This is a genomic window from Coralliovum pocilloporae (genome assembly GCF_030845175.1).
Lineage (GTDB): Bacteria > Pseudomonadota > Alphaproteobacteria > Rhizobiales > Cohaesibacteraceae > Coralliovum > Coralliovum pocilloporae.
The window spans coordinates 1,995,655-2,022,097 of sequence record NZ_CP132542.1 but is presented as its reverse complement, the minus strand read 5'-3'; the positions used below and the strand labels follow the sequence as shown (position 1 = coordinate 2,022,097).

Genomic DNA, 26,443 nt, shown 5'->3' with positions numbered 1-26,443 from the left:
AGGCCTCCGAGACGTCGGAGCCTCTTTTTTCGTTTCACACCGCCCCTTGCCGCACAAGAGCCGGGATATTAAGCTTCAGAGCCATAAATTCACACAGACTTATTACTGTGCTTCAGGAGTATGCCTTGGCATCCTATTCCCGCCCCTATCGCAAGCGGCCCGTGGGCAAACCCATCGCAGATCTTATCGGCGATATTGTCGACCCGGTCTGCCGAAAGCGCGGTTTTGCCACTGCCGATATTGTGGCCTGGTGGCCTGATATTGTCGGCGAGCGCTATGCGGATTGCAGCGAGCCGGATCGTATTGCTTGGCCCAAGCAAAAGGAAGACACGGTAGAACAGTTCGAGCCCGCCACACTGCATGTGCGGATTTCGGGGGCGCAGGCCCTGTTTTTCCAGCATGAGATTCCGCAGATCATTGACCGGGTCAATGCCATGTTCGGTTACAGTGCCATTGGCCGTATCCGCCTGATCCAGCGCCCGGTCAGCAAACCGAAAGCACCCCTTCGTCGCCCAGCACCCAGTCTTGACCAGAGCGATGAAGCATCTCTTCAGGATGACCTGGCCGGGATTGAGGACAAAGGCCTGCATGAGGCTCTGGCGCGGCTTGGTCGCGGCATCCGTTCTCCACTCAAGAAAACGTGAAGACAACCCCGGTCGCAATTATCACAAAACCGCCCCACTCTTCTTCCCATGTAAATTTCTGCATGTGTCAATTGGTCAGCCTCTTTTGAGGAATATCCGATTTCAGACCCGCCCAGATTTTGCTATCAGGCAACAAACATCTTTTGTCAGGAGAATTCCGGTGAACGCAACGCGCAGACAAATTCTGGAAGGCCTAGGTGCCGTATCCCTTACCGCACTGGCTGCGGGTGGCTTTGCCACAGACGCTCAGGCCCAGTCGGTTGATGTGGACAAGCTGATGGAGCCCGGCCCGCTTCCCGAACTCACCCTTGGTGACGAGAATGCGCCGTTCAAGGTGATTGAATACGCCTCCATGACCTGCCCGCACTGTGCCAGCTTCCACGCTGAAACATGGCCGCAGATCAAGAAGGATTATGTGGAAACCGGCAAGGTCTATTTCGTCTTCCGCGAGTTCCCGTTTGACCCGTTCTCGGCAGCCGCCTTCATGCTGGCGCGCTGCGCACCGGGTGGAAAACACCTCGAAATGGTCGACCTTCTGTTCAAGACACAAAGGCAGTGGACCGGTGGAAATCCGCTCCAGGGACTGCAAAATGTGGCCAAACAGGCCGGTTTTACACAGGAATCCTTTGAAAAGTGCTTGACGAATCAGTCACTGCTCGACGGGATTAACAAAGTGAAAAATCGTGGCCAGAGGGATTTTGGCGTCAGGTCAACGCCAACCTTCTTCGTGAACGGAGAGAAGGTAGAAGGGGCAATTTCATTTGCGGCATTTGAGGAGCTTCTCAAGTAGAGCCTTCCCCGCCCGGATCCTGCGGGATCCGGAACAGAGAGAGTCCGAGTCCCGCTCTTCCGTTTTTAGTCTGACCCATGGGGTCGCGTCATGAAGTTTACGCGGCTCCGTCTCCTTGGTTTCAAATCCTTTGTCGAACCGGCCGACTTCCTGATCGAGCCGGGTCTGACCGGTGTTGTCGGGCCAAACGGCTGCGGCAAGTCTAACCTGGTGGAAGCCCTGCGCTGGGTGATGGGCGAAAGCTCATACAAGAATATGCGCGCCACCGGCATGGACGATGTGATCTTCGGCGGCTCGGCCAACCGTCCGGCCCGCAACACAGCCGAGGTCACCCTGTTTGCCGACAATGCGGAGCGCACCGCACCGGCCAGCTTCAATGACAGCGACCAGCTTGAGATTACCCGCCGGATCGAGCGGGAAGCCGGTTCCGCCTACAAGATCAACGCCCGCGACTGCCGTGCCCGCGATGTGCAATTGCTGTTTGCCGACGCATCCACCGGTGCCCGTTCTCCCTCCATGGTGGGCCAGGGTCGCATTGGCGAGCTGATCAGCCAGAAACCACAACAGCGCCGCGCCATCCTCGAAGAGGCTGCAGGCATTTCCGGGCTTCACACAAGACGCCATGAGGCCGAGCTACGCCTCAGGGCGGCTGAGCAGAATCTCGACCGGCTTGAGGATATTCTCGGCCAGATCACAGCCCAGCTCGACAGCCTCAAGCGACAGGCCAGACAGGCAACCCGCTATCGCAACCTCTCCTCTGAAATCCGCAAGGCGGAGGCTGCACTGTTTCTCATCCGTTACAGAAGCGCCGGGCTGGCGCTGAAGGCCGCGCAGGATGCCGCCGCTGCTGATATGCGGCTTGTAGCAGAGCGTACGGAACAGCAGGGCAAGACCGCTCGCGATCAGGCTGTTGTCGCCCACAAGCTCCCTGCCCTGAGGCAGGCAGAAGCTGCAGCGGCCGCTATTCTGCAGCGCCTGAAAGTGGCAGAACGGGAGCTTGAAAGCGAAGACAAGCGGGTGCAGGAGCGCCTGACAGAACTTGATCGCCGGATTGCCCAGCTGAAGGATGACATCCAGCGTGAGGAAAGCCTTGCCAGCGAGAACAGCGAAATCCTCGCCCGGCTGACGGATGAGGAAAAACAGCTCAAGACCGCCGACAAGGGTGCTGACAAGCAGGCCGCTGATGTGGAAGCCCGATTGGAGGCCGCCAGCCGCGCCCTGGGAGAACGCGAGCAGGCACTGAATGACATGACCCGGCGGCTGGCCGAGCTTGAAGCCCGCAAGGCGCAATTGCAGAAAGCCGCCCAGGACGCGGGCAGTCGCGTTGAGCGGGCAACAGGGCAACTCGATCAGGTGGACCGGGATTGTGCCACCATTGAGCAGCAGCTGGCGCAATCCTCGGACCTGCAGGAAAAGCGCAGCGCCGTGGCCGTGGCCGAAGGTGCCCTGCAGGATGCCGAAACCCGTATCGATACGGTGCAGAAAAACCTTCAAGCGGCCCGTGATGCCGAAACCGGAGCCCGCCAGACCCTGTCTGCTGCGGAACGGGAACTGGACGGTCTTCTGACCGAAGCCAAGACCATTGCCCGCATTCTTCAGGTCGATAATGCTGGTGGCTGGAGCCCGGTTGTTGATGATATCCGCGCTGACAGCGGTTTTGAGACCGCGCTGGGGGCAGCCCTCGGGGATGACCTTGATGCGCCGCTCGACAGTTGCTCGCCACTGCATTGGCGGGCCATTGCTCCGCTTGCAGATGATCCCCTGCTGCCCCAGGGCGTTACCGCGCTCTCTGATCATGTTTCCGCACCGGATGCGCTCAAGCGGGCTCTGTCGCAGATTGGTCTGGTCGAGACGGCTGAAGATGGCGACCGGCTGCACAAGGATCTGAAGCCGGGCCAGAAACTGGTAACCCGTGATGGTGCAGTCTGGCGCTGGGACGGACTTGTGGCCGCAGCAGATGCGCCTACAGCTGCAGCGCAGCGGCTGGCCCACAAAAACCGTCTGACCGATCTGGACCGTCAGGCGGAAGCCAGCCGTGCCACAGTTGACGGCATCAAGCAGCAGCACCTGAGAACCGTTGAAACCGTAAGGGCCGCGCAGGATGATGAGCGGACCGCGCGCGAGGCCCGTCGTCGCTGTCAATCGCTTCTGGGTGAAGCGCAGGCGGCCCTGACCAAGGCCGAGCGGGCGCAGGACAGCCTGCAGGTCCGGCTCACCGCCCTCAAGGACAATCGCGCCCATCTGCTTGCGGCTCTGGATGAGGCCCATGCCAACCAGAAGGAAGCAGAAGAGGCCCGTGCTGCTCTGGCTGATCCGGGTCAGGAGCGGGCTGCTCTTGAGACCGGCAAGGCTGAAGTGGCCCAGCAACGGGCGGCGCTCAGCGAAATCCGCGCCGAGCTGGATGGTCTGAAGCGGGAAACACGCATCCGGCGGGATCGTCTGCAGGCCATTGAGCGTGAGCGGCAGAGCTGGAAGAAGCGCGCGGCCAACGCCTCAGCCCAGGTGAAAAAACTCAGAGACCGGATTACAGAAGCCGAAACCGAGCGTACCACTCTGGCAGAGCGGCCGGAGGCCATTTCCGGCGAACGCCGCAAGCTGTTCCGTGAAATAGAGGCAGCCGAGATCAAACGGACGGAAGCCAGCAATGTGCTGTCCCAGGCCGAGCTTGAGCTGATGGAAGCGGACCGGCTGGCGAAGGAGGCCTCAACGGCCCTGTCGTCTGCCCGAGAGACAGCTGCCCGGTCTGAGGAAAAGGTGGTCGGTGCCCAGACATGGCTTCACGAGATCATTCGCCAGATTGCGGAAGCGCTGGAATGCCGTCCTGACGCGCTTTACCGGATGGCTGATGTTGCTGAGGCCGATGACCTGCCCACAGAGCAGCAGGTAGACGACCGTCTAGCCCGCCTGAAGAGCGAGCGGGAACGCCTTGGCGGCGTCAATCTGCGTGCTGAAGAGGAAGCTCAGGAGGTTTCAGAGCGGATCGAGACTATGACCAAAGAGCGGGATGACCTGATCGAGGCCATCCGCCGCCTGCGTCAGGGTATCCAGAGCCTCAACAAGGAAGGTCGCGAGCGTCTTCTGGCCGCCTTCGAGACTGTGAACGATCACTTTGAAAGCCTGTTCACCCGATTGTTTGGCGGCGGCACCGCCCAGCTCAAACTGGTTGAATCCGACGACCCGCTGGAAGCCGGTCTTGAGATCATCGCCCGCCCACCGGGCAAGAAGCCCCAGAGCCTGACCCTGCTTTCCGGCGGTGAACAGGCCCTGACGGCAACCGCGCTGATCTTTGCGGTGTTTCTGACCAACCCCTCCCCCATCTGTGTGCTCGATGAGGTGGACGCCCCGCTGGATGACGCCAATGTGGAGCGTTACTGCAATCTGCTGGATGAAATGGCCCGCGAGACCGAAACCCGCTTCATCGTCATCACCCACAACCCCATCACCATGGCCCGCATGAACCGCCTCTTCGGCGTCACCATGGCCGAACGCGGCATTTCCCAACTGGTCTCCGTCGACCTGGAAACAGCCGAAAGCTTCCGGGATGTGGGGTAAGCCTGCACAGGGGCTTTTCACTGTAGAGATCGGGTGAAAGACCCTTTTTCAAAAGGCTGATTTGTGCAAAGAACGCGCCTTTTCCTCAGTGTCATGCCGGACACCGGTCCGGCATCCAGCTGGGAAGATTCCAAACACTCAGAGCCTGCTGCCTCTGGTTCCCGGATCTGCGCTGTGCTTGTCCGGGATCGCAGACTATGGGTGGAATGGGTGCAGAGAGTCACCACACCCTCTGTGCCGTACCGAGCTTTATTCTGTCGCGTACTTTTATCTGAAAAGTCTGTACCTTTTCCGGAATGCGCTTGATCAGGCATCCGGCGGGGGAAGCTACCACGCGTTCAGCGTCTGCCACCGCAACTCCAGGAACTATTTGTGACGAAAACATTTAAAACGCTCACAAATACCCTTTACTTCAAAAATCCAAATATTCATCATATAAACGATTAAAATCGTTCAAATCTCCTCGAATAAAACAGAGAAATCTAACCTTACTGCCGACAACAAATATAAAGAATGCAATCAATATGAAAAATGAAAATATAAAATAGGCGAAAATAGCTACCAATCCAATTGAAATAATCATATTGTTTAATAAAAACTTCGCATCTTTCGCCAAAACACTCACGAAAACCAGAAGGAAAAATAAGCAGTAACTGCCTCGATATTCTTTAGACTGCCTCCAAATTAATCGAAATAGATTACTGACTACCCTCATCAATTTCATCCTCATTATTGTCGATTGCTTCATCTGGAAGCGCCGTTCCAGATCCCGGATCAACTCGCCTCGTCACACTCAGCTTATTTGAAAAGCAATCTCTCCTTTGTCACCATTTCCGACTTTCAACCAATAACGCAGACAGTATCTTCCCTTCCCCGTCACTCAATTTCTCGCTATAATTGCAATAAATTCGACACCGGTCCAGCCTCGGACCTGGAGAGAGCTCCATCTGCGAGGCATCAGTTTATAGCAACAGAGCCACTCTACACGCTTAGCAAAATTATCTTTACGCTACGAGCAAACGCCTGAATCAACCGCCGGACAGCAATGAGATGAAAATAACACCAGACCAAAAACGCATTATACTATGTACAATAATTCTCTTTAATATATTACTGTCAATAATTTATATTTCAGGAATATTCAACTACAACTTCATATTATACACAGCAATAATAAGCATATTGATTTCGTCATATTATATATTGTTTTTAATAGACGACCCTCAAGAAATTACTCTACACGATTTGTATCGAAGCTTTGGCTTGCTGCTACTCAGAGACAATACATATTTAGTCAATTTTATTGTGGCACCTTCTTATATTATTTCTTTACTTTTTCTTATTGAATACTTAGAGTCAAAGGAAGGATCTTCCGCGGTGTCGATCTTCCCAATCCTGGTTATGCTGGTAACACACTCCATAGAAGGATTAAGACGATTCCGAATTTAGAGTTCGGATCCCTGAATTCTTCCTGGTCCATCGAACAGGATATAGAAGTTAGAGAAAGCAAATGCTCCATTGATACAGGCAATCCAAGAGATTAGCCTTCGAATTGCAATCCAAATAGTGACCACTAGAAATGAATATTTTTCTTGAGATAGAAACGCTCAACCCTGAAATCGCAGAAGATGCCACGAGGTTGCGTGAAATTATCGCAACTATGGACAATATATACAAACAGTATGCCATTGAAAGACTGTCGGAATACACGACGGGAAGCGACGACGATTTCATGGACATCTACACCGATTACCTGGATCACAGCTGCGATTTGATTAGGATCGAGTGTCTTCAGGCCATAGCGCGAGGGTGTTTTGAGAAAGCTGAAATTCCGTTTGATGCAATATACAAACGGCTGACTGATGATGAACCACAGGTCCGTCGTTACGCATTGAATTGCCTGTTTGAACAAAACCGCGCAGATACGTTTGAGATCGTAAGTGAACGGCTCAGATTGCGTTCCCATATCTATGAAATCGTCACAGCATACGGACTGTTCCTTCAACTGGGGAAAGATGAATTCCTGGGTAAGTTCTTGAAACAGCTGGAAAATGATGATTTTTATTCGGTTTATTATGCATGCGGCATCATCAGTCTGGACGAGACCGGAATCTATCGAAAATATGCCGACCAGGTCCTTCCTGCGTGTCGAGCAAGGATTGCACGCGAGAAATCTGATCTGAATCGAGAAGCACTTATCGAAGAATTAGAACATGCTATAGAGGCTGTTTTATCGGAAGTCGATGAGTAATACAAAACCACTACCGGCTGGCCCTGGCAGGATAGTCGACATGCCCCTCCAAGCACTGCACCACGGTAACAGCGATTGATCGCGCATTTTACAAGGAAGCTTTTGTCCAGGTAAATGTATTCGTTAGCTCTTCTTTTAAATAGATGAGTTCTAATTGCGAATTCATCAGAATGTCATTTATGTCAGAACTTGAATCGCATCCACCATGATGACATAGCGTATTTTCATTCACCATAGTGACCAAATCATTATAATTACTAATGTAATTCTCGTGCTTAATATTATTTTTCTCCAAAAATTTGAGAAATTTCAGACTACCGTAACGACCTTTAAACCAGCTACTCCTGAAATCTCGAAATCTTATATGCCTCTTATCTGATTTATAGGCGTAATTGTAAAATCTTTTACTATCTCTAAACCACTTTCTATCAAATTTTTTGAATCTCATAAACCCTTTTTCTACTCTATAACTGTATATATCCAAACTTTCAAAGCCTACATTTTGCAGATGCCCTGTACTATTCCAGCCAAAATACAAATTAACTCCGGGATAAACAATCTGCGAAGGCGTAGGGTCACACGATGACACGGGAAAAAATTCAAATGGCTCCCCCACAACTTCAATATATCTTTGTAGTACATACCCAGATGTAGAGGAGACACGTCTCCGTTCTTTAAAAGATTGAGGGTGCTGATTTTTTTCATTCTGCCTCCTGAGAATCCCTATAGCCGCAGAGACACATATATCAGCCTCCGACACTGGTTGAGTACTACCATCGGGGGAGAAAGTCATATGATAAACAGCTTTTGTCCATGCCAGACTGGATCAAGATAGCCTGGGTGCTGATACTATTCCTTACCTTTATTGCCGCTCTGGATCCCGCATCGAGTGCGGGATGACATCCTTTGGGTGGGTCGGAGGCAGGGGGTAGAGCAGAGGCACAGAGCGCGCCACACTCTCCATGTCATCCCGGACTTTATTCTGTCGCGTATTCTTGTCTGAAAAGTCTGCAACTTTTCAGGAATGCGCTTGATCCGGCATCCAGTCGGAAGGATTCCACACACTCAGAACCTGCCGCCTCTGGTTCCCGGATCTGCGCTGTGCTTGTCCGGGATGACAGGCTCTGGATGGCAGGAAGACAGAGAGTCACTACACCCTCCGTGCCGTATCGAGCTTTATTCTATCGCGCCTTCCTGTCCTGGCCTCCTGCACATTCCAATCATTCCAATGTGCTGCCTGCTTGATGTTGATCAAAAGCCGTGGCGGGTTCTCACGTTATCACGCGGGTCATGTTGAGCGAGAGAGACACACACGCTGCGGGGACAGACGGGTTATCAGGACAGGCAGAGGCGAGCCATCGTCTGCAGCCGCCCTTGCCCCTGTTTCTGGTGCAGCCGCTTCTGCGCCATATCGTGACAACGGTGGGTCGCAATCACCCTGATCTGTTTGACCGGCTGGGCACAAGCCAGGACAAGCGCTTTCTGATCGACCCGAAAGGTCTGCCCCTCACCCTGCTTCTGGAACCGCGTTCGGCAGCCCCGCGGCTGACAGCCTACGGGCGCCGGGACAGGCCCGCCCATGATGTGCATATCTCGGGCTCACTCGGCACCCTTCTGCGGATGATTGATGGCGAGACCGACAGTGACGCGCTGTTCTTCAACCGCGATTTGCTGATTACCGGAGATACAGAGGCCGTGGTTGCCCTGCGCAATGCGCTGGACGATATGGATTCAACCCTGGCGCAGGATGTGATTGCCTGTTTCGGACCGCTGGCAAAGCCGGTCAAGGCCATCATGGATTATGCCGCCAGAAGCGGGAGCCCTTCCAGATGAGCAATATGCCTTTTTCCTCCATGACAAAGCCGGAACTGGTCTGCCCGGCGGGTACACCGGCAGGACTCCGCACCGCCGTTGATGCGGGTGCGGACGCTGTCTATTGCGGCTTTCAGGGGCCAACCAACGCCCGGAATTTCCCCGGCCTCAACTTTACCCCGAGGCAGATGGCGGATGCGGTGATCTATGCCCGCGACCGGGGCGCAAAGGTGCTGGCGGCGATCAATTCCTTCCCTACAGCCGGGCGGACCGAGATCTGGAAAAAGGCTACTGATGACGCGGTTGCCTGCGGCGTGGACGCGGTGATCGTGGCGGATATCGGCATGGCCCGATATCTGATGCAGACCCATCCCCATCAGCGTGTGCATCTATCGGTTCAGGCCGGGGCTTCCTCGGCGGAGGCAATCCGCTACTGGTGCGAGAAGTTCAACATCAAGCGGGTGGTTCTGCCGCGCATTCTGACGGTTTCCGAGATCAAGGCCGTTCACGATGAAATTCCCTGCGAGATCGAGGCTTTCGTCTTTGGCAATATCGGCATGATGGCCGAAGGGCGCTGCTCGCTGACCAATTATGTCACCGGCTCCTCCACCAATATGGACGGGGTCTGCTCTCCGGCCCACCACGTCCACTATGACGAGGATGATGATGGTACGTTGACCTCCCGCCTGGGCGACACGGTAATTGACCAGTTCGCCTGCGGTGAGACGGCCGGTTACCCGACCATCTGCAAGGGGCGCTATTCGACCGGTCCCAAGGACAATTTCTACGCTTTCGAGGAGCCGGTCAGCCTCAACCTCACCCACCTTCTGCCAGACCTGATGAAGGCCGGGGTCACAGCACTGAAGATTGAAGGCCGCCAGCGATCCCGCGCTTACGTCCGGTCTGTGGTTTCCGCCTTCCGCGATGCGGTGGACGGGTATGCCCGTGGCGATGTGCCCGATGTAAGCCATCTGCTGGCCCTGACCGAAGGCCACCGCGAAACCCAGGGCGCATTCCGCTCAAAAACCTGGCGTTAAAGCACCAGACCTGAATGCTGGATCGGCGGAGGCGCTTTAACACATTGCTTTCAAAGCGAACTTTTACCCGAAAAGTCTGCCAACTTTTCGGAAGCACGCTGTAAGGGAATTACAGACATGGATCTCAAAGATTGCACATTGACGCTGGGGCCGGTTCTGTTCAACTGGACCGCAGAACTGTGGCGGGATTTCTATTTCGAGATTGCCGATGAGGCTCCGGTCTCGACTGTTTATCTGGGCGAGGCTGTCTGTTCCAAGCGTGCACCCCTTTTCGACAAGGTTCTCACGCCGGTTGTCGAGCGGCTTGAGGCTGCAGGCAAGGAGCTTGTCTTTTCCAGCCTGTCGGAGGTTACCAGCACCATTGATCGCAAACTGATCCGGCGTGTGGCAGAGAGTGATGGTCTGCTGATTGAGGCCAATGACATCTCGGCCCTGTCCTATCTGGACGGCAGACCTCATCACATTGGCCCCTTTATCAACTGCTATAATGAGGACGCGCTCCATATCTTTGCGGATGGCGGAGCGACCTCCATCTGCCTGCCAACGGAGATGCCAAAGAGCGGCTTGCGCGTCATGGCGGCGGAGGCCGCAACCCGAGGCGTTTCGCTGGAACTTCAGATCTTCGGGCGGGTACCACTGGCGCTTTCCGCCCGCTGTTATCATGCTCGGGCCCATAACCGCACCAAGGACAGTTGCCTGTTTGTCTGTGATGAAGACCCTGACGGCATGGTGCTGAAGACGCTGGACGACAAGCCTTTCCTGACCATCAACGGCATTCAGACTATGTCTTACACCTGCTTGAATATGGCCGATTCACTGACCGAGCTTGCAGAAATGGGAATTGGCCGGTTCCGCCTGTCTCCTCACAGCGCGGGCACGGTGGATGTGGCACAGACATTCCGCTCCCTGATGGACGGGGCACTTGATGCAGACGAGGCCCATGTCATGCTGAAGGCTTCAAGCCTTGATGTGCCCTTTTCAAATGGCTTTTATCACCAGCGGCCAGGGGTTGAATGGCAGGTTCCGACCCCGGCCAGCACCTAGAGTCTTGACGCCCACCCTCGGAATCGCGGTATTGGATCATATCAAAGATGAGGATGGTCGATGAAATTCTACGGGCTGAAGACATGTGACACCTGCCGCAAGGCGTTCAAGGCTCTGACGGCTGCTGGCCATGCACCGGACTATGTGGATGTGCGTGCTGATGGCGTGTCTGCCGACAGTCTCTCAGTCTTTCTTGATGCCTTTGGCGCAGAGGCCCTGATCAACCGCAAGTCAACCACATGGCGCGGGCTGGATGATGCCGAGCGGGCTCAGGATCCGTTGACCCTGCTGCAGGCAAACCCGACCTTGATGAAACGACCTGTCATTGAAACCGACACAGGCCGATATCTGGGTTGGGGCAAGGATGTCCAGGACGTTCTTTTATAGGAAGACCGAACGAGATTTTATCTCGACAGAACGATCCGCACCAGATCAGCGGCGTTGCGCGCACCCAGTTTATCCATGATACGGGCCCTGTGCACTTCGACTGTGCGTGGGGAAATCGAGAGCTTTTCGCCAGCTTCCCGGTTCGACAGACCGTCCGTGATCGCTTCCACCACATCAAGCTCACGCTGGGTCAGCTTGTCACTGCCGGGAAATGCGCCCTTCAGATCCGCAGTCAGGCTTTCCTCGCGTCTGGTCTCGATCGCGGCCCGGATACGGTTGACCACATCGGTGGCGTCAAACGGTTTCTCGATGAAATCGGTGGCACCGTGCTTCATGGCCGCCACAGCCATGGGGATATCACCCTGCCCCGAAATGATGAAAATCGGAGCCTGATAACCCGGTGCATTGAGGACGTTGAGAATATCGATCCCTGACCGGCCCGGCATATGCACATCCAGAATGACACAATCAGGACGTCGCTCCGCCTGTGCTTTCAGAAACTGCTCTCCATCCGTAAAAGCCTCAGCTTCGAACCCGTCCAGCTCGAACACGATTTTGAGGGCATCACAAACAGACAGATCATCATCAACAATATGGATCAGCCGATCAGACATAGACAAAACTCCACAGCCATTCATTCCTTACACAGAAAAGCCCGCGCTTTCCGTCGTAAAGACCATTTCAAGGCTGATCCGCTTCTTGTCCGACAGGGATCTGAAGGAGGAATGCAGCCCCATTTTCCACCTCAGAATCCACAATAGTCAGATCGCCGCCATGATTTTGCGCAATTGAGCGCGAAATTGCCAGACCTAATCCCATCCCTTTGCCCCCTGTGGCGAAAGTTTTGAACAAATCTGCTCGCACTGCCTCTGAAATACCGGGACCGGTATCTTCAATTCTGATACCGAGCATACGATCAAGTCGGCTGATTTTCAGCCGGATGCGCCGCTCCGGTCTGTCCCGCAGAGCATCAACCGCATTACGCAGAATATTGACAAGCACCTGCTGGATCTGGACCGGATCAACTGCGACCTCGGGCAAGGTCGCTTCATAATCGCGTATAATCGTTATATCGCCTGCCCGCTTGCCGATCAGGATCAGCTCAAGTGCATCTTCCATCAGGGTAATGGGCGCCACACGTTCCCAGCCCGGCTTGTGGCGCTCCCCGAACCGGCGCAGGCGATCGACGATGCCTCCGGCCCGCCGCGCTTCACGCTCGGCTTTCTGAAGAATTTCCGCACCATTTTCCGGCAGAGAACCCTCTCGCTGGTCAATGGCCCGGTTCAAGGCCTGCAGATAGAGCAGAAGTGCGGTCAGTGGCTGGTTCACCTCATGGGCGATGGCTGCTCCCATCTCGTCCAGCGCGCTGACACGAGCCATGTGGACGAGCTTTGCCTGCAGTTCCTCGAGCTTGTCTTCCGCTTCCTTTCGAGGACGCAGATCCCGGATAATGCCGATATACTGACGGCCGCCTTCCACATTGGCCTCACCCACCGACAACTCCAGTGGAAAGATGGTGCCATCCTTGTGCTGCCCCTGAACCTCACGCCCGATACCGATAATCTTCTTCTCACCAGTTTCCTGATAATGGGAGATGTAATGGTCATGCTCACGGGAGAAGACCGGAGGCATCAGACATTTGACGTTCTTTCCGAGCACCTCATCGGCCTGATACCCGAACAGGATCTCGCACGCCTTGTTGAACATCAGAATAGAGCCAATCTGATCAATAACCACAATACCGTCTACAGCAGTATCGAGCACTGATCCCAGGCGGGGATCAATCAACATATCAGGTTCAGTCATAAGAGAAGCGCCGTACTTCTGTTCTTGTCGTTGCCAACTATGGTCAGACCCTGAGTTCTGATGCAACAGGGCCAATATATGCAGTCTGCCCGAGTTTTTTTCCGGTTCAGCGACTGTTCAGCCATTGGACCAGACGTCTACAGCCTTCCCGAAGCTGGTCAGCATCCCTGAGGAAACACAGACGCAATGATGTCTCACCACCCGGGCCGAACGCCGTGCCGGGCGCCAGACCCACATTGGCCTCATCAACCAGCCTGAAGGCGATCGCCTCGATGTCATCAACCTCGTCCAGAGATATGAACCCGTAAAACGCACCCTTTGGAGCAACAAACCGGGCAGACGGACACAAGGCCATCGCCTCGTCGACAATAGCCCGCCCGGCTTCTGCCCTCTCAATCTGCTGCTCAGCAAGGGCCTCGCCTTCGTTCAGCGCTGCAACCGCGCCCCTTTGGTTGAAAACCGGCACGCCTGATGTGGAGTACTGAACCAGATTTTCGATCACCTGCCCCAGAGACGGATCAGCAACCATCCAGCCTATACGCCATCCGGTCATTGCCCAGTTCTTGGAGAAGCTGTTCACAAACAGGATCTGATCACCCGGCTTTCGAATGTCATGGAAGGACGGTGCCCGACGGGCTGTTCCATAGTAGAAACGACTGTAGATCTCGTCAGCAATGATCCAGATACCCTTCTGGCGGGCGAAGTTCAGGATCTGTTCAAGATCAGACTGCTCTGCCACCCAGCCGGTAGGGTTGGATGGTGTGTTGATGAACAGCGCACGGGTCTTCTCGGTGACCATCCCGAACAGGCGGTCAAGATCCAGCGACCACCCATCATTGCTCAGGGACATGGGACAGAAGACCGGTGTTCCGCCAGCGATCTGAACTGCAGCCGCCATATTGGGCCAGGCCGGAGACGGAATAACCACCTCATCACCATCACCAGCCGTCATATTGACAGCAATCTGCAGCGCCTGCATGCCGGAGCCGACAACGAACATCTCTTCAGATGAGAAAGGCCGCCCGAAGTGACGTGTATGGTAGTCGGCCAGAGCTTCCCGCAATTCCGGGATGCCACGCTGGGCCGTATAAAAGGTCTCGCCGGCCTCCAGCGACTGGTGAGCGGCCTTGCTGATAAATGCCGGGGTCGGCATATCCCCCTCGCCAACCCAGAGCGGAATCAGTCCCTCTTTGGTCCGGCCATGGTTCACCAGGCGAACAATACCGCTTTCCGGCACCGACATGGATGCCGGACGCAGGGATGCCAAAAGATCAAAAGTCACAGATGCCACTCCAAGTTTGCCTAACCGGTCTCGGTGAGATCCCTGACGGACGCGAGTTCCTTAAGGACATCGAGCAGACGATCCTGACGGGCGCGGCGGAGATCTTTCAAACGGGCAGCCCGTGTGGGCCGGATGCCCGCATAGACGTCCCGGATTTGCTGGCGCAGGATCACGTCTGACAAAATCCCAAGAGCCGATTGCAGGCGATAGAGCCCGAACTCGGCCCCTTTGTTGTCATCAAGCAGCCCCTGCAGGCGGTCAACGCTTGATCTGGAATCAACCTGATGACGGAAAGCCAGGATCCGGGCTGTGCTGGAAATAATGTCCAGTCCATCCCGACCAAGTTCAATACGACCATCCCGGGCTTTCAGGCGACCGGAATAACCTGGAACGGTATCCGCTGTCTCAATGGCAACCGGAATACGGCCGGATCCTTCGGAAACCTCGTCACGGATCTGTTCCAGCAATGCCGTCACCAGATCGGACGCGCCATGGACCGGTCTCATATCCAGGAGTACGGAGAGGTCAAGGTTCGATGTATCATCAGAAGCCTGCAGCCAGGCAGCAACCAGAGCCCGCCAGTCAGAAACAGAACCACGTCCAGCCTTGTTTGACGAGATGAGATCTGAAGCCGTGCGCGGGACACCAACCAGATCAAGAATACGGACAAGACGATCACCCAGATGCGCAAAGTAGCGGTCCGCACCCTCATCGGAGGCAGCATTGTCATAGACGATCACATGGCTCTGCTCGACCTGAAGTGTCATCTCTCCGCGCGCTGCATCCCCGAGCACAGCAATAGCATAGCTGCAGGGAGGATCGCCTTCACCCTCATCACGAATCTGACGCTCTGCAAGCAGCGCAGCCCGTCTGGTCAGAGCACCGAGCTCCCGACTGATGACATTGGTGATATGCAGCGGATCAATATCCACATTAAGAAGGCTTTCGACCACCATGGGCAGCTTGGCCCAGGCCTTCAGCAGACTTGATTCATTATCAGCGGCATCAATTTCGTCGCCCAGCTCTGCCGCCCCATCGGCCCGCAGGCGCAGGAGGTCACGTGCTGAGAGAGCTCCGACAACATTCAGCCGTTCATCGACCACCGCCAGATGCCTGAGCCTGTGCCGGGTCATGCGCCCGACGGCACGATAAACGAAAGCGTCCTGGGGAATGGAGATCAACGGATATGTGGCCAGGTTTTTCACCGGTTCGGCAAGCGCTGCCGCCTGCCGGTCCGAAACGTGCCTCAGCACATCCCGCTCAGTGATAATGCCATGGGCATCCAATCCCATTTCATCATCCCCTGTATCCGCCTCGTTATGCATGCGCACGAACAGGGATGACACGCCCTCCTCAACCATCACGGCCATACTGTCAGACAGGGTTCTGTTGCCATCAATACCAAGCGGTGGTGAGGACATGACATCAGTGGTGCGATGGGAATAGGCATAGGGTTCCAGATGATCACCGCCGCCGCTGAATTCCGGCAGAGGTGGTGGCGCCATCACGGCTTCCTCCCAGCCCTCTTCTTTCTGATCATCGAGAATGTCATCAAACTGAAGGCACGCCATCTCCGCTTCTGCAAGGGTCCGGATATCCACGCGCCGGAGATGCGGCTGCAACGCAATAAAAATACGACCGATACAGCGGGCACGCTCAAGCGCGGTCAGTGCGTCTTCATCAACCGGCTCCAGCTCAAGCCAGGATAGAAGATCAGTCAAAGACAAACCGGCACATTCGGGATCAACAGCCTGCGCCAGCAATTGCACATCAAGCGATCGCGGCTGAATCCATGGCTGCCTCGCCTTCTCGCGCATATCACGCTTCAGAACAGCCAGGTCAAAACCAATCCGGTGTCCGATCCAGATTTTGTCATCCATTCTGTTCAGAATGTCATCGCAGATTTCAGCGAATGAAGGTCTGGATCCGACACCCTCCATTGCAGCAGACAATGCGAAGGCCTCAGCTTCATCCAGTCCGTCTGACGATACAGGGATCAGCCCCAGATCAATGATTTCAGCTTCACGACAATCCTGATCGGACGCCTGCAATCCAAGAACGACAGCGTCAATTGCCGCCAACGGCATTGCGCTTGCATTAGGCTGTCTTGTCACTCTGTCCATCCTGAGTGGATTCGGGTCATCAACGGGTTGTTTTCCCGTCCTGACCGCACCCCGGTTATGCCTTGTCGGCACCCCGGCTGAAATCATCATGAATCCATGCCAGATTCAAGCGCCGATTTGGAAGACAACCTCACAATTTCACCGCCAGAGCCCTTCAGACCGCAGACTCAGGATCAGACACAAGGCTGACATCGACTGAATGCCCGGAGACTGGACATCGCCGGGCATCTGTGGTCGGATCAGCAAAAGACGAGAAGGACATCAGGATGCTTCAAGGCTGGGTTGTTGCCAGTGCGGCACTGCTTTACATGGGGGCCTTGTTTGCAATCGCCAGCTGGGGTGATCGCATGGCGGTCAAGGGCAAGCTGCTGCGCAGCCGTCCCATCATCTATTCCCTGTCCCTTGCCATCTACTGCACATCCTGGACATTCTTTGGTTCCGTCGGCCTCGCTGCAAGCACGGGATATGACTTCCTGACAATCTATATCGGACCGATCATTGTTCTTGTGTTCGGGTTCCCTTTGATCCGGCGGGTCATCCGGCTGTCAAAGGCCGAGCGCATTACCTCGATTGCCGACTTCATCGCCGCGCGCTACGGGAAAAGTCAGGCCGTTGCCGCCGTTGTCACGCTCATTGCCGTTGTCGGTGTCCTTCCCTACCTCTCGCTCCAGCTTCAGGCCGTGGCGGTTTCCGTCGAGACCCTCGTGGCCCATATGGGCTATTTCACCTTTGGCATCAAAGACCCCAACGGACCGCCTATCACTGGCGATATTGCACTGTACATCGCTTTGGCCATGGCCCTGTTTGCGGTTCTGTTTGGAACCCGTCACATCGATGCCACAGAGCATCAGGACGGTCTGATGCTGGCGGTCGCGACCGAGTCTCTCGTCAAGCTCTTCGCATTCCTGATCGTCGGAGCCTATGTGACCTTCATCATGTTTGATGGTGTCGGAGATCTGATTACCCAGGCTGCCGCCCGGCCGCATATTCGAGACATCTTCTCCCAGAGTATCAATGGCAGTACATGGACAGTGATGATCCTGTTGTCCACAACGGCCATCCTTCTCCTACCGCGTCAGTTTCACGTGACCGTTGTTGAAAATGCCAGCGAAAAAGACCTGAAATGGGCGTCCTATCTGTTTCCGCTCTATCTGGTTCTCATCAACCTGCCCATCATCCCGATCGCCCTTGCAGGTCTTCTGAAGTTCGGCGGCACCGGGGTGAATGCAGATATGTTTGTCCTGGCGCTTCCCATGTCGGCAGAAGCTGAGCTCGTAACCCTGATCACCTTTATCGGCGGCCTTTCTGCGGCAACTGCAATGGTGATTGTGGCAGCCGTCACTCTGTCTATCATGATCTCGAACGACATCGTCATGCCCATCGTTCTGAGGAACCAGAAGGCTGACAGTCCGGGAACCTATGGCATGGCGTCCCTGCTGATGGTTATCCGGCGTGGCGCGATCTTCGGGCTGCTGTTTCTCGCCTATCTCTATTACAGGCTTTCAGGCGAAGCAGCACTTGCGGCCATAGGCCTTCTCTGGCGGCGCGGTACGGCACGCGGAGCCATTGCCGGGCTCACTGTCGGCTTCGCCTTCTGGTTCTACACCCTGCTTCTTCCAAGCTTTGCCCAGTCCGGTCTGATTTCCTCCGGTTTCGTGGAAAACGGCCCCTTCGGCCTCAATCTCCTGCGCCCCCAGGCCCTCTTCGGTATATCATCACTTGATCCGTTGACCCATGGTGTTCTCTGGAGCCTGACGCTCAATGTCCTGGTGTATTTCCTGGTTTCGTTTTCCAGAGCACCGGAACCTGTGGAACGCATCCAGGCCGGGATTTTCGTCCCCAGTGACCTGACACCTGTTCCTGCCTTTCGGTATACAAAACCCGGCATCTCAACTTTCGAGCTTAGAGCGACCGTTGCCCGCTATCTGGGTGATGAGAGGACCGACCGGTCCTTTGAGCGCTTTTCACGCGAGTATGGTATCGACCTCTCCATAGACCAGCCTGCCAGCTCTCACGTTCTTCGCTTTGCCGAGCAGCTCCTTGCCAGTGCCATCGGAGCGCCCTCTGCCCGACTTGTCCTGATGCTGGTGCTGAAGAAGAATGACCCGTCTCCGAAAGGCGCCAAGAAGCTGCTGGATGATGCATCCGCAGCCATCCAGTACAATCGTGATCTTCTGCATTCTGCCCTTGAGCATGTGGAACAGGGGATCGGCGTCTTTGATTCAGAGCTGCAGCTGATCATCTGGAACCGGCAATTCCGGCACCTTCTGGACCTACCGACCGAGTTTGGCCAGGTGGGCATGCGACTGGACCAGATCCTGCGCCATCATGCTTTGCAGGCAACCGAAACGCCTGAAGCTGCGGATGCGCTGGTTGAGGACCGCATCCGCCGCATCGCCGTTGACAGAGGCAAGTTTCAGGAAACGATTCCGAGCCGCGATATCGTTCTGGATGTGAGCGTCAGCGCCATTCCCGATGGCGGTCTGGTCATTACCCTGACAGATATCTCAGACCGTGTGCGTGCGGCCGATGCACTGGCGCAGGCCAACGTCACTCTTGAACGACGGGTGCGCGAGCGAACGGAAGAGTTGACCCATCTGAACGAGGAACTGACCGCAGCCAAGTCTGATGCGGATGCTGCAAACCTCGGCAAGACACGGTTCCTCGCCGCGGTCGGCCATGACGTGGCACAGCCTCTGAATGCTGCACGTCTGTATACATCAAGCCTGTCCGAACGATTTGAAAACGGTCGGGAAGCGGAGCAGCTGGGCAAGATCAACGCGTCACTTGACGCGGTGGATGATATTCTTGGTGCCGTGCTGGATATTTCCCGCCTCGACACCGGAGCCATGCAGCCTGACAAGAGTATCTTCAGTCTGGGTGAGCTGCTTGAGCAGTTGCGGGTGGATTTTGAACCCCAGGCAGCGGAGAAGGACCTTGACCTCCGGATCCTGTCCACTTCGGTCAATGTCAATACGGATCGCCGCCTGCTGCGCCGTCTGCTGCAGAACCTGATTTCCAACGCAATCAAGTATACGCCGGAAGGTCGCGTGCTGGTCGGATGTCGTCGCGGCAAGGGACGGGTCTCGGTTCAGGTGCTTGATACCGGTGTCGGTATTCCGGAAGAGCAGCAGAACATGGTCTTCCAGGAATTCCAGCGGCTGGATCAGGGCGCGCGCATCGCGCCGGGTCTGGGTCTTGGCCTCTCAATCGTGGACAGAATTACCCGTGTGCTTGATGTACCCGTGACGCTTTCCTCAATAGCAGGGAAAGGCACTGTCTTCTCGTTTGATCTGAAAACAATCGGCCCGGCCGTCCCGCTCAGAACCGTTCAGACACAGGCCAAACCCAAGCGGGCAAGATCCCGTTTTGATGGTCTTGTTGTCCTGTGTATCGACAATGAGGCTGATATTCTGGACGGGATGCAGGCTCTGCTCGAAGGATGGGGATGTGAGGTCTATACGGCATCCAGCTATCACGAGGCTGTGGATGTGGTCGGACGTCTCCATACACCACCCAATATCATGCTGGTTGATTACCATCTGGATAGTGGATCAGGCCCGGATGCCGTGGTCAAACTGCGCTGGAAATTCGACATGGCTTTCCCGGCCATTCTGATTACCGCAGACCGGTCCAACGAGGTCAAACAGGAGGCCGCTCAGAAGGATATGCCGGTCCTGAACAAGCCGATCAAACCGGCAGCCCTGCGTGCCATTCTCACCCACCACACATCACGACATGCCGCAGCTGAATAGCTATCCGGCCTGGATGTGTCCTTGATCCGAGAATTCAGAAAAGCTGGTGATCAGTCACCGTCAGACAGAACGGCCTGCCACTGACCCTGCTCAATCTTTGAGGCAGCGATAACAGCCTGTGTCCGGCTGTCCACGTTCAATTTCTGCAAGATTGCGGAAACATGGGCCTTTACAGTTGCCTCCGAAACGCTCAGCTCATAGGCGATCTGCTTATTCAGCAAGCCTTCACTCAGCATCATCAATACGCGCACCTGCTGCGGTGTCAGCGAGGCAAGGCGACTGACAAGGTCGCTGATTTCGCTGTCTTCACCGCTGGCCCCATCCACATCTTCAGGCAGCCACTGGTCGCCATCCAGAACGACACTGACAGCTTCGCGGATTGCCTCAATGCCCAGGGATTTTGGGATGAACCCGGACGCGCCAAACTCCATGCAGCGCCGGACAACCGGGGCCTCTTCCGACGCGGAGACAACGACGATAGGGACCATTGGATATTGTGCGCGCAGATACATAAGCCCGGAGAAGCCGCGTACACCAGGCATGGTCAGATCAAACAGGACCAGATCTATGCCATCATTGTTTTCAAGCTGCTGGACAACCTCGTCCAAACTTCCGGCTTCTTCAATCTTGGCTCCGGGATATCCCGTTTCCAGGGTTTGTCTCATTGCGCCCCGAAACAACGGGTGGTCATCTGCAATAACAAACGAATTGGCTGATAGACCCAACTTGTCGCTCCCTCCCGGTCAGCTCGATCAGGCACATACCCAACTGGCAGCCTGAATCAATGAGCTCCGTGGCAATTTCTTGCATGTTTTGCCCGTCGCATCACGCGGTTGACCGATTATTCTACAAAAGTAGCGTGCGCGGCAAGACATGATTGCCCTTATTCCTCGCAAACGCTTGGTAATTAGGCGAAGTATGGCCATTGTTTTCCCAATGGCGTCACAAATCCACAATCCTACTCGCTATTTCTTGAGCGCCATAATCTCTGCAGCCACACAGATGCGGACCTGACTACCATATGCACTTATAGAATCATTTTCGACCAATGCAGACATGGCCTTTTGGACAAATTTTCTGGAAGCAAGTGACAAGACAGTATAGGTGAAACAGATACGCGTTTTGTTGATGAAGGCTTCCGCAATGCAAAATGACTATACCGGCCAGCACTCAAGAATGGGTAAGGCCATATCGTTCTTCTGCGCCGGTTTCGGAAGTTTTCTGGCCCTCCTGCTTATTCTGGAGCAGCTCGGCGTCCCGGTCTTCGTGCTGACATCGGTTCTGTTCGGGTTTGTCATCCTGACCTATGTTGCAACAGGGCTGATGGCCCGCACCATGTCAACAACAACGTTCTATGTGGCCGACAGGCGCATCACGGCTCCCTATAACGGCTTGGCCATGGGGGTCGGCTGGGCAAGTGCGTCTGCCTTTCTGGGTCTGGCCGGTGATCCGTTTCAGATGATGGGCAATGCGTCCGCGCTCCTTCTGGGCGGGCTTGGCGGCTTCCTCCTTATGGCAGTCCTGATAGCGCCCTACCTGCGCAAGAGTGGTGCCTATACACTTCCGGACTTTCTGTTCCTGCGTTTTGAAAGCCAGTGGGTCCGGTTTGTGGCGGCGCTCCTTGTGCTTGTGGTTTCTTTTCTTTTTCTTGTCGTTCAGTTGCAAATAGCCGTTCTTCTGGGAGAGCGTTTCCTGGGCCTTCCCGCTCCCTGGTCTCTGGGTATTGTCATCGTAACAGTTCTGAGCTGCACCACTCTTGGCGGCATGCGCGGTGTGACACGTACGCAGATTCTTCAGGCAATTGTTCTCACGGCCGGTCTTGTGCTTCCTGTTGCTCTGATGTCTGCCGCCTTTTTTGGTTTCCCCCTGCCACAGCTCGCTTATGCCGAATTTCTCAATACGGAGGCCCTGCCATCGGCACCCGGAACAATCGAGGCCATGCTGGACCCGACCCCGGCCCTGATTGGAGCAACGCTTCAAGGCCTTGACCTGAACAGGAATTTCATCGCGATTGTCGCCTGTCTGGCCGCAGGAACAGCTGCCTTCCCCTTTGTGCTGATGCGGACATTGACCAGCGCGACCGTATCAGACAGCCGCCGGTCCGCAGGCTGGGCCATGTTGTTTATAGCCCTGCTTCTGACATGCCTGCCTGCTTATGCATTCTTTGCCGGACAGGGTCTTCAGGATCAGCTTGTAGGCAGCACGCTTACAGCCCTCCCGGACTGGATCTCTCATCCTGTTCTCACCAATGGAATACAGATCTGCGGCACGGCCACCACAAATCTAGAGCAGATCAGAGCCGCCTGTCGTGCAGCTGGTGTCAGTACCATTACTCTGGATGATATCAGCCTCGCAAAAGACGCTCTGCTTCTGACAAGCCTGATGGCCATGGAGATTCCGTTTATTGCTATTGCCCTTCTGGGTGTCGGCCTTTTGTCCATCACACTGGCAACCACAAATGGCCTTTTGTTTTCCATGGCCAACGCATTGTCACATGATGTGGCTTACGGGCTTGTTGATCGCACAGCGCCCTCAGGACGTCGCCTGACCCTGTCCCGCCTCAGCCTGCTGGCCGTTCTGGGAGCAGCCGTGGCAGCCGCACTTTACATCCCGCAGATGATTCTTGATCTGGTCACCTGGACATTTTCCCTGACGGCTGCATCCCTGTTGCCGGTTCTGCTTCTGTCCATCTGGTGGAAACGCTGTACTGCTCTTGGTGCGTCTCTCGGCATGCTCAGTGGTTTTGCTGTCACACTTGGCTATATGCTTTATGTCTCAGAACCACCATTCGGCCTTGGCGAGCCGCTTCTCTGGGGGCTCACAGACAAGGCTGCCGGAGTTTTCGGCATGCCTGCCGGATTACTGGTCTGTGTTCTTGTCTCACTCCTGAAGCGCACTCAGCCTGATGAGCGGACCAGAGAGCTGCTCAGGAACCTCCACAAGAGAGACGGACGCCCGCTCTATCACAGCCCCCGCCCCGGACAACTTTAGGACAGCTTCAGATCAGGTCAGGTCAGTTTCCGATATAGGCCAGGTCAATGGTGCGGCTGTGCGGCCTAGTCCGGTGTTCAACAAGATAGATGCCCTGCCAGGTTCCCAAAGTCAGACGACCATCCCGCACCGGGATTGACAGGTTCACATCTGTCAGAGCCGCCTTGATATGGGCCGGCATATCATCAGGTCCCTCACAATCATGCCTGTAAGCGTGATGGTCCGGTGCCAGCCGGTCAAAGGCATCCAGCAGATCGGCCTGGACATCCGGATCGGCATTCTCCTGAATGGTCAGTGACGCAGATGTATGCCGGATATGAAGGGTCAACAGGCCTGCGCCCACCTGCTGGTCAAGCAGCCATCCTGAAATCGCTCTGGTGATATCAATCATCGATCGTCCGGAACTGCGGATGACGACACTTGCTGCTATTGAACGGGTCACCGGCTCTGACCGGTGCGTTCTGATCTCGACTGGCTGGCTGGACATGGCATTCCTAGGGTCAGGGCCCATTAATTTCATTCATAAAATCAGTATACGACCTGATGTGAAATCGCTAGATTTCCTCTCCAAAGTCCAAGATTACGTGTTCCGTTGAGGTTTTCATGTCCAGCAAGGCCCTTTCACCATTCGAACCGGATGCGGTGTCAGACGAAATCAAAGCCCAGAACAAGGAGCTGATTTCCCGTCTCGAACGGCTGCCGGACAAATGGGCTTTCCCGCCTGCTGATATTCGCAAAGCCCGGCTGGAGGGCAAGGGCCCATTCCCGCTGGCAGAGCCCGACCCGGCCGCAGAAATCCGCGAAATCGATGGTCCGCACGGCTCGATACCGCTTCGCATCATGCGCCCATCTCAAGGAGCGTGTCGCGGGGTTTATTTTCACATTCATGGTGGCGGATGGGTTCTTGGAACGGCGGCTGAAAATGACCCTCGCAATCGCCGGATTGCCGACCAGTGCGGTCTTGCCGTTGTCTCTGTCGATTATCGACTGGCCCCTGAACATCCCTACCCCCAGGGGCCGGATGATTGCGAGGCTGCCGCATGCTGGCTGATCGAGCAGTGCAAAGCGCTGTTTGACACGGACATCCTGCTGATTGGCGGAGAATCCGCTGGCGCCCATCTGGCCGTGGTGACACTCCTGCGCCTCAGGGACCGGCATAACACAGTACCATTCCGTGCCGCCAACCTTGTGGCCGGCTGCTATGATCTGACACTGACACCCAGTGTGCGGAACTGGGGGACAGAACCACTGATCATCAACACAAGGGATGTGCAGAAATTTGTCGAGAATTTCCTGAAAGATGATGGCGATCCGAACGACGCGGACATTTCTCCGCTTTATGCAGATCTGACAGGGCTGCCGCCTGCGCTCTTTTCTGTCGGCACCCGCGATCTTCTGCTGGATGACAGCCTGTTCATGGTACAGCGCTGGCAGTCTGCCGGTCTTCAGGCCGCGCTGGAGGTTTATCCCGGCGGGTGCCACGTTTTCCAGGCCTTCACATCAGCGCTCAGTGAAGACAGTCAGGCCAGAATGGATCTGTTTCTCAAGCAGGCGGTGGCAGGCTGATGGGTCGTATCGAGAGTGGCAAAGGCTTTGTCAATCGCTGGGAATGCGATGAAAACGATCATATGAACGTTCAGTTCTACTGGACGAAATTTCAGGCAGCCGCCCTGCATTTCCGCCTTCAGACCGGGCTTGAAGAGCTGCCGGAAGATGCGAGGACCAGTCGCCATATCCGCTATCACTCAGAGGTTGGCGCGGCAACGCCTCTTGCTGTCCAGTCCTTTGTGACACTCGATATTTCATATCCTTTTGCCATCATTCATGAGATGCGCGACGCCATCAGCAACAGGCTGTCCGCAACCCTTATCGACCGCTATGACCTGAGTGATATGGAGCACTGGGCCGGGCTGGCCTATCCCTATCGGGCTCCCCTGACCACTGAGGCCGCGCCACGAAGTTTCTCACCCGTCCCGGTTTCCAGAGACGATGCAGAGCAGACCAGGCACAGCCCGAAAGCCGTGACGTCCTATCGCGGCCAGGTTTCGCCGGATCAGTGTGACCAGAATGGCCGGGCACTGGATTCCTATATCATCCATTGCGCAACAGATGGTGCCTCACATGCCTGGGAGGCAGCCGGGCTGACAACAGACTGGCTGAATGAAAACAATCTTGGCCGGGTCGCGGTCGAGATGAAGCTATCCCGTCTGGCGCCCTTGCAGGCGCATGACCCGGTTCATCTTGTCAGCGTAACCACATCTGCCGCGAACAGGACTTTCTCTTTCCGCCACCACCTGATCAACACACGATCAGGCGCGCTTTCAGCTGTTGTCGATGTGACCGGCCTTGCCATGGATCTTGGGGCACGGAAAGCGGTTATCTGGCCAAAGGAGATCCGCGCCAGACTTGATGAGGCCATCGGATAGAACAAAGACGATCCTGTCAGATCTCCTTGCTCTCCCGCTCCTGTTTCAGGTCGTCCACCATGTCGAAGAACCGGCGAAAGAACTTCTCGGCAAAGGTGAAGACCTCATCTACGTCTCTGTCCAGCTTGTCTTTTTTCGATGGCTCTGGAGACCGTTTGCCAGTCTGGTCCGGTCGGGATTGCTGGCGGGCATCGGGTGTTCCGGCCCCAAGCAGTTCCCCTGGCGTCGCTTCAAGAGCAGCAAGACGTTCTTCCATCTCTGCCAGGCGGGATTCCAACCGGGCCTCGTCGTCATCCAGCTGCGGTTTTTCTGAGATGAGATCCCGACAGGCCCAGTCGTTGTCATCAACCTTCTTGCAGATTGTCATCGCGCCGGTTCTGGTATCAAGACGGATCACACCATCTGACCGCTCGACCAGTGCATAGCGCCCTTCCGGCTGGATTTTGTCGATAGTCTCCGTCTGCCCATCTTCACCCAGAACGGCGGAATTCACCAACGTTCCACTGGCAAGCAAAATCCAGAATACTGATCTGATCATGATAG

Annotated in this window: 20 protein-coding genes; 12 read left to right on the top strand and 8 right to left on the bottom strand. The window is 55.4% G+C overall.

Annotated features, from left to right (window positions below; genetic code table 11):
• The first annotated feature begins 125 nt into the window (after positions 1-125).
• From RA157_RS09360 to RA157_RS09345, 4 genes are all read left to right on the top strand, one after another.
• The gene (locus RA157_RS09360; RefSeq protein ID WP_350332853.1) at positions 126-644 is read left to right on the top strand and encodes a DUF721 domain-containing protein; all 519 of its coding nucleotides are present in this window, start codon (positions 126-128) and stop codon (positions 642-644) included.
• A 160-nt stretch (positions 645-804) separates the two neighbouring features.
• On the top strand, positions 805-1,434 hold the full coding sequence (locus RA157_RS09355) for a DsbA family protein (RefSeq protein ID WP_350332852.1): 630 nt from the start codon (positions 805-807) through the stop codon (positions 1,432-1,434).
• Between the two features lie 90 nt (positions 1,435-1,524).
• On the top strand, positions 1,525-4,986 hold the full coding sequence (gene smc, locus RA157_RS09350; protein WP_350332851.1) for a chromosome segregation protein SMC: 3,462 nt from the start codon (positions 1,525-1,527) through the stop codon (positions 4,984-4,986).
• Positions 4,987-6,565: 1,579 nt separating this feature from the next.
• Positions 6,566-7,237, top strand: coding sequence for a hypothetical protein (locus tag RA157_RS09345; protein WP_350332850.1), 672 nt, complete (start codon positions 6,566-6,568; stop codon positions 7,235-7,237).
• Positions 7,238-7,325: 88 nt separating this feature from the next.
• Here the strand turns inward: RA157_RS09345 and RA157_RS09340 are convergent, their stop codons facing one another.
• Entirely contained in the window at positions 7,326-8,030 is a 705-nt protein-coding gene (locus RA157_RS09340; RefSeq protein WP_350332849.1) for a hypothetical protein, read from the bottom strand.
• 497 nt (positions 8,031-8,527) lie between these two features.
• Between RA157_RS09340 and ubiT the strand changes: the two genes are divergently transcribed.
• The 4 genes from ubiT to RA157_RS09320 all read left to right on the top strand — a co-directional run bounded on the left by ubiT (position 8,528) and on the right by RA157_RS09320 (position 11,517).
• Positions 8,528-9,070, top strand: a complete 543-nt coding sequence (ubiT, locus tag RA157_RS09335; protein ID WP_350332848.1) for a ubiquinone anaerobic biosynthesis accessory factor UbiT — start codon at positions 8,528-8,530, stop codon at positions 9,068-9,070.
• On the top strand, positions 9,067-10,086 hold the full coding sequence (gene ubiU / locus RA157_RS09330; RefSeq protein WP_350332847.1) for a ubiquinone anaerobic biosynthesis protein UbiU: 1,020 nt from the start codon (positions 9,067-9,069) through the stop codon (positions 10,084-10,086). The genes ubiT and ubiU overlap by 4 nt, the downstream gene beginning before the upstream one ends.
• Positions 10,087-10,203: 117 nt before the next feature.
• Positions 10,204-11,130 (top strand): ubiquinone anaerobic biosynthesis protein UbiV, encoded by a 927-nt coding sequence (gene ubiV, locus RA157_RS09325; RefSeq protein ID WP_350332846.1) that lies wholly within the window; start codon positions 10,204-10,206, stop codon positions 11,128-11,130.
• 60 nt (positions 11,131-11,190) lie between these two features.
• The gene (locus tag RA157_RS09320; protein WP_350332845.1) at positions 11,191-11,517 is read left to right on the top strand and encodes an arsenate reductase family protein; all 327 of its coding nucleotides are present in this window, start codon (positions 11,191-11,193) and stop codon (positions 11,515-11,517) included.
• 17 nt (positions 11,518-11,534) lie between these two features.
• Here the strand turns inward: RA157_RS09320 and RA157_RS09315 are convergent, their stop codons facing one another.
• From RA157_RS09315 to RA157_RS09300, 4 genes are all read right to left on the bottom strand, one after another.
• The gene (locus RA157_RS09315) at positions 11,535-12,131 is read right to left on the bottom strand and encodes a response regulator transcription factor (RefSeq protein ID WP_350332844.1); all 597 of its coding nucleotides are present in this window, start codon (positions 12,129-12,131) and stop codon (positions 11,535-11,537) included.
• Positions 12,132-12,198: 67 nt separating this feature from the next.
• Positions 12,199-13,323: a PAS domain-containing sensor histidine kinase gene (locus tag RA157_RS09310; RefSeq protein ID WP_350332843.1), complete on the bottom strand. Its 1,125-nt coding sequence runs from the start codon at positions 13,321-13,323 to the stop codon at positions 12,199-12,201.
• Positions 13,324-13,429: 106 nt separating this feature from the next.
• Positions 13,430-14,605: a pyridoxal phosphate-dependent aminotransferase gene (locus RA157_RS09305; RefSeq protein WP_350332842.1), complete on the bottom strand. Its 1,176-nt coding sequence runs from the start codon at positions 14,603-14,605 to the stop codon at positions 13,430-13,432.
• A 20-nt stretch (positions 14,606-14,625) separates the two neighbouring features.
• On the bottom strand, positions 14,626-16,719 hold the full coding sequence (locus RA157_RS09300) for a DUF294 nucleotidyltransferase-like domain-containing protein (protein WP_350332841.1): 2,094 nt from the start codon (positions 16,717-16,719) through the stop codon (positions 14,626-14,628).
• A 275-nt stretch (positions 16,720-16,994) separates the two neighbouring features.
• On the opposite strand from RA157_RS09300, the gene RA157_RS09295 reads away from it, so the two are divergent.
• The gene (locus tag RA157_RS09295; RefSeq protein ID WP_350332840.1) at positions 16,995-20,483 is read left to right on the top strand and encodes a NahK/ErcS family hybrid sensor histidine kinase/response regulator; all 3,489 of its coding nucleotides are present in this window, start codon (positions 16,995-16,997) and stop codon (positions 20,481-20,483) included.
• Positions 20,484-20,533: 50 nt separating this feature from the next.
• On the opposite strand, the gene RA157_RS09290 is transcribed toward RA157_RS09295, so the two are convergent.
• Positions 20,534-21,208: a response regulator gene (locus RA157_RS09290; RefSeq protein ID WP_350332839.1), complete on the bottom strand. Its 675-nt coding sequence runs from the start codon at positions 21,206-21,208 to the stop codon at positions 20,534-20,536.
• A 418-nt stretch (positions 21,209-21,626) separates the two neighbouring features.
• Between RA157_RS09290 and RA157_RS09285 the strand changes: the two genes are divergently transcribed.
• Entirely contained in the window at positions 21,627-23,474 is a 1,848-nt protein-coding gene (locus RA157_RS09285) for a VC_2705 family sodium/solute symporter (RefSeq protein WP_350332838.1), read from the top strand.
• 22 nt (positions 23,475-23,496) lie between these two features.
• Here the strand turns inward: RA157_RS09285 and RA157_RS09280 are convergent, their stop codons facing one another.
• Positions 23,497-23,961 carry a secondary thiamine-phosphate synthase enzyme YjbQ gene (locus RA157_RS09280; RefSeq protein ID WP_350332837.1) on the bottom strand — a complete coding sequence of 155 codons (465 nt, stop codon included), beginning with the start codon at positions 23,959-23,961 and terminating at the stop codon, positions 23,497-23,499.
• Positions 23,962-24,077: 116 nt separating this feature from the next.
• Between RA157_RS09280 and RA157_RS09275 the strand changes: the two genes are divergently transcribed.
• Positions 24,078-25,040, top strand: a complete 963-nt coding sequence (locus RA157_RS09275) for an alpha/beta hydrolase (protein WP_350332836.1) — start codon at positions 24,078-24,080, stop codon at positions 25,038-25,040.
• Complete coding sequence (locus RA157_RS09270; protein ID WP_350332835.1) at positions 25,040-25,900, top strand: acyl-CoA thioesterase; 861 nt, start codon at positions 25,040-25,042, stop codon at positions 25,898-25,900. The genes RA157_RS09275 and RA157_RS09270 overlap by 1 nt, the downstream gene beginning before the upstream one ends.
• Positions 25,901-25,916: 16 nt before the next feature.
• Here RA157_RS09270 and RA157_RS09265 read toward each other — a convergent pair whose 3' ends face one another.
• Positions 25,917-26,438 carry a hypothetical protein gene (locus tag RA157_RS09265; RefSeq protein WP_350332834.1) on the bottom strand — a complete coding sequence of 174 codons (522 nt, stop codon included), beginning with the start codon at positions 26,436-26,438 and terminating at the stop codon, positions 25,917-25,919.
• Between the last annotated feature and the right edge of the window lie 5 nt (positions 26,439-26,443).

What these genes read in the sequence shown, in the direction of transcription:
- smc (WP_350332851.1), top strand. Translation starts at nt 1,525, where the DNA reads ATGAAGTTTACGCGGCTCCGTCTCCTTGGTTTCAAATCCTTTGTCGAA.
- RA157_RS09345 (WP_350332850.1), top strand. Translation starts at nt 6,566, where the DNA reads ATGAATATTTTTCTTGAGATAGAAACGCTCAACCCTGAAATCGCAGAA.
- RA157_RS09340 (WP_350332849.1), bottom strand. Translation starts at nt 8,030, where the DNA reads ATGACTTTCTCCCCCGATGGTAGTACTCAACCAGTGTCGGAGGCTGAT.
- ubiT (WP_350332848.1), top strand. Translation starts at nt 8,528, where the DNA reads ATGTTGAGCGAGAGAGACACACACGCTGCGGGGACAGACGGGTTATCA.
- ubiU (WP_350332847.1), top strand. Translation starts at nt 9,067, where the DNA reads ATGAGCAATATGCCTTTTTCCTCCATGACAAAGCCGGAACTGGTCTGC.
- ubiV (WP_350332846.1), top strand. Translation starts at nt 10,204, where the DNA reads ATGGATCTCAAAGATTGCACATTGACGCTGGGGCCGGTTCTGTTCAAC.
- RA157_RS09320 (WP_350332845.1), top strand. Translation starts at nt 11,191, where the DNA reads ATGAAATTCTACGGGCTGAAGACATGTGACACCTGCCGCAAGGCGTTC.
- RA157_RS09315 (WP_350332844.1), bottom strand. Translation starts at nt 12,131, where the DNA reads ATGTCTGATCGGCTGATCCATATTGTTGATGATGATCTGTCTGTTTGT.
- RA157_RS09310 (WP_350332843.1), bottom strand. Translation starts at nt 13,323, where the DNA reads ATGACTGAACCTGATATGTTGATTGATCCCCGCCTGGGATCAGTGCTC.
- RA157_RS09295 (WP_350332840.1), top strand. Translation starts at nt 16,995, where the DNA reads ATGCTTCAAGGCTGGGTTGTTGCCAGTGCGGCACTGCTTTACATGGGG.
- RA157_RS09285 (WP_350332838.1), top strand. Translation starts at nt 21,627, where the DNA reads ATGCAAAATGACTATACCGGCCAGCACTCAAGAATGGGTAAGGCCATA.
- RA157_RS09280 (WP_350332837.1), bottom strand. Translation starts at nt 23,961, where the DNA reads ATGTCCAGCCAGCCAGTCGAGATCAGAACGCACCGGTCAGAGCCGGTG.
- RA157_RS09275 (WP_350332836.1), top strand. Translation starts at nt 24,078, where the DNA reads ATGTCCAGCAAGGCCCTTTCACCATTCGAACCGGATGCGGTGTCAGAC.
- RA157_RS09270 (WP_350332835.1), top strand. Translation starts at nt 25,040, where the DNA reads ATGGGTCGTATCGAGAGTGGCAAAGGCTTTGTCAATCGCTGGGAATGC.
- RA157_RS09265 (WP_350332834.1), bottom strand. Translation starts at nt 26,438, where the DNA reads ATGATCAGATCAGTATTCTGGATTTTGCTTGCCAGTGGAACGTTGGTG.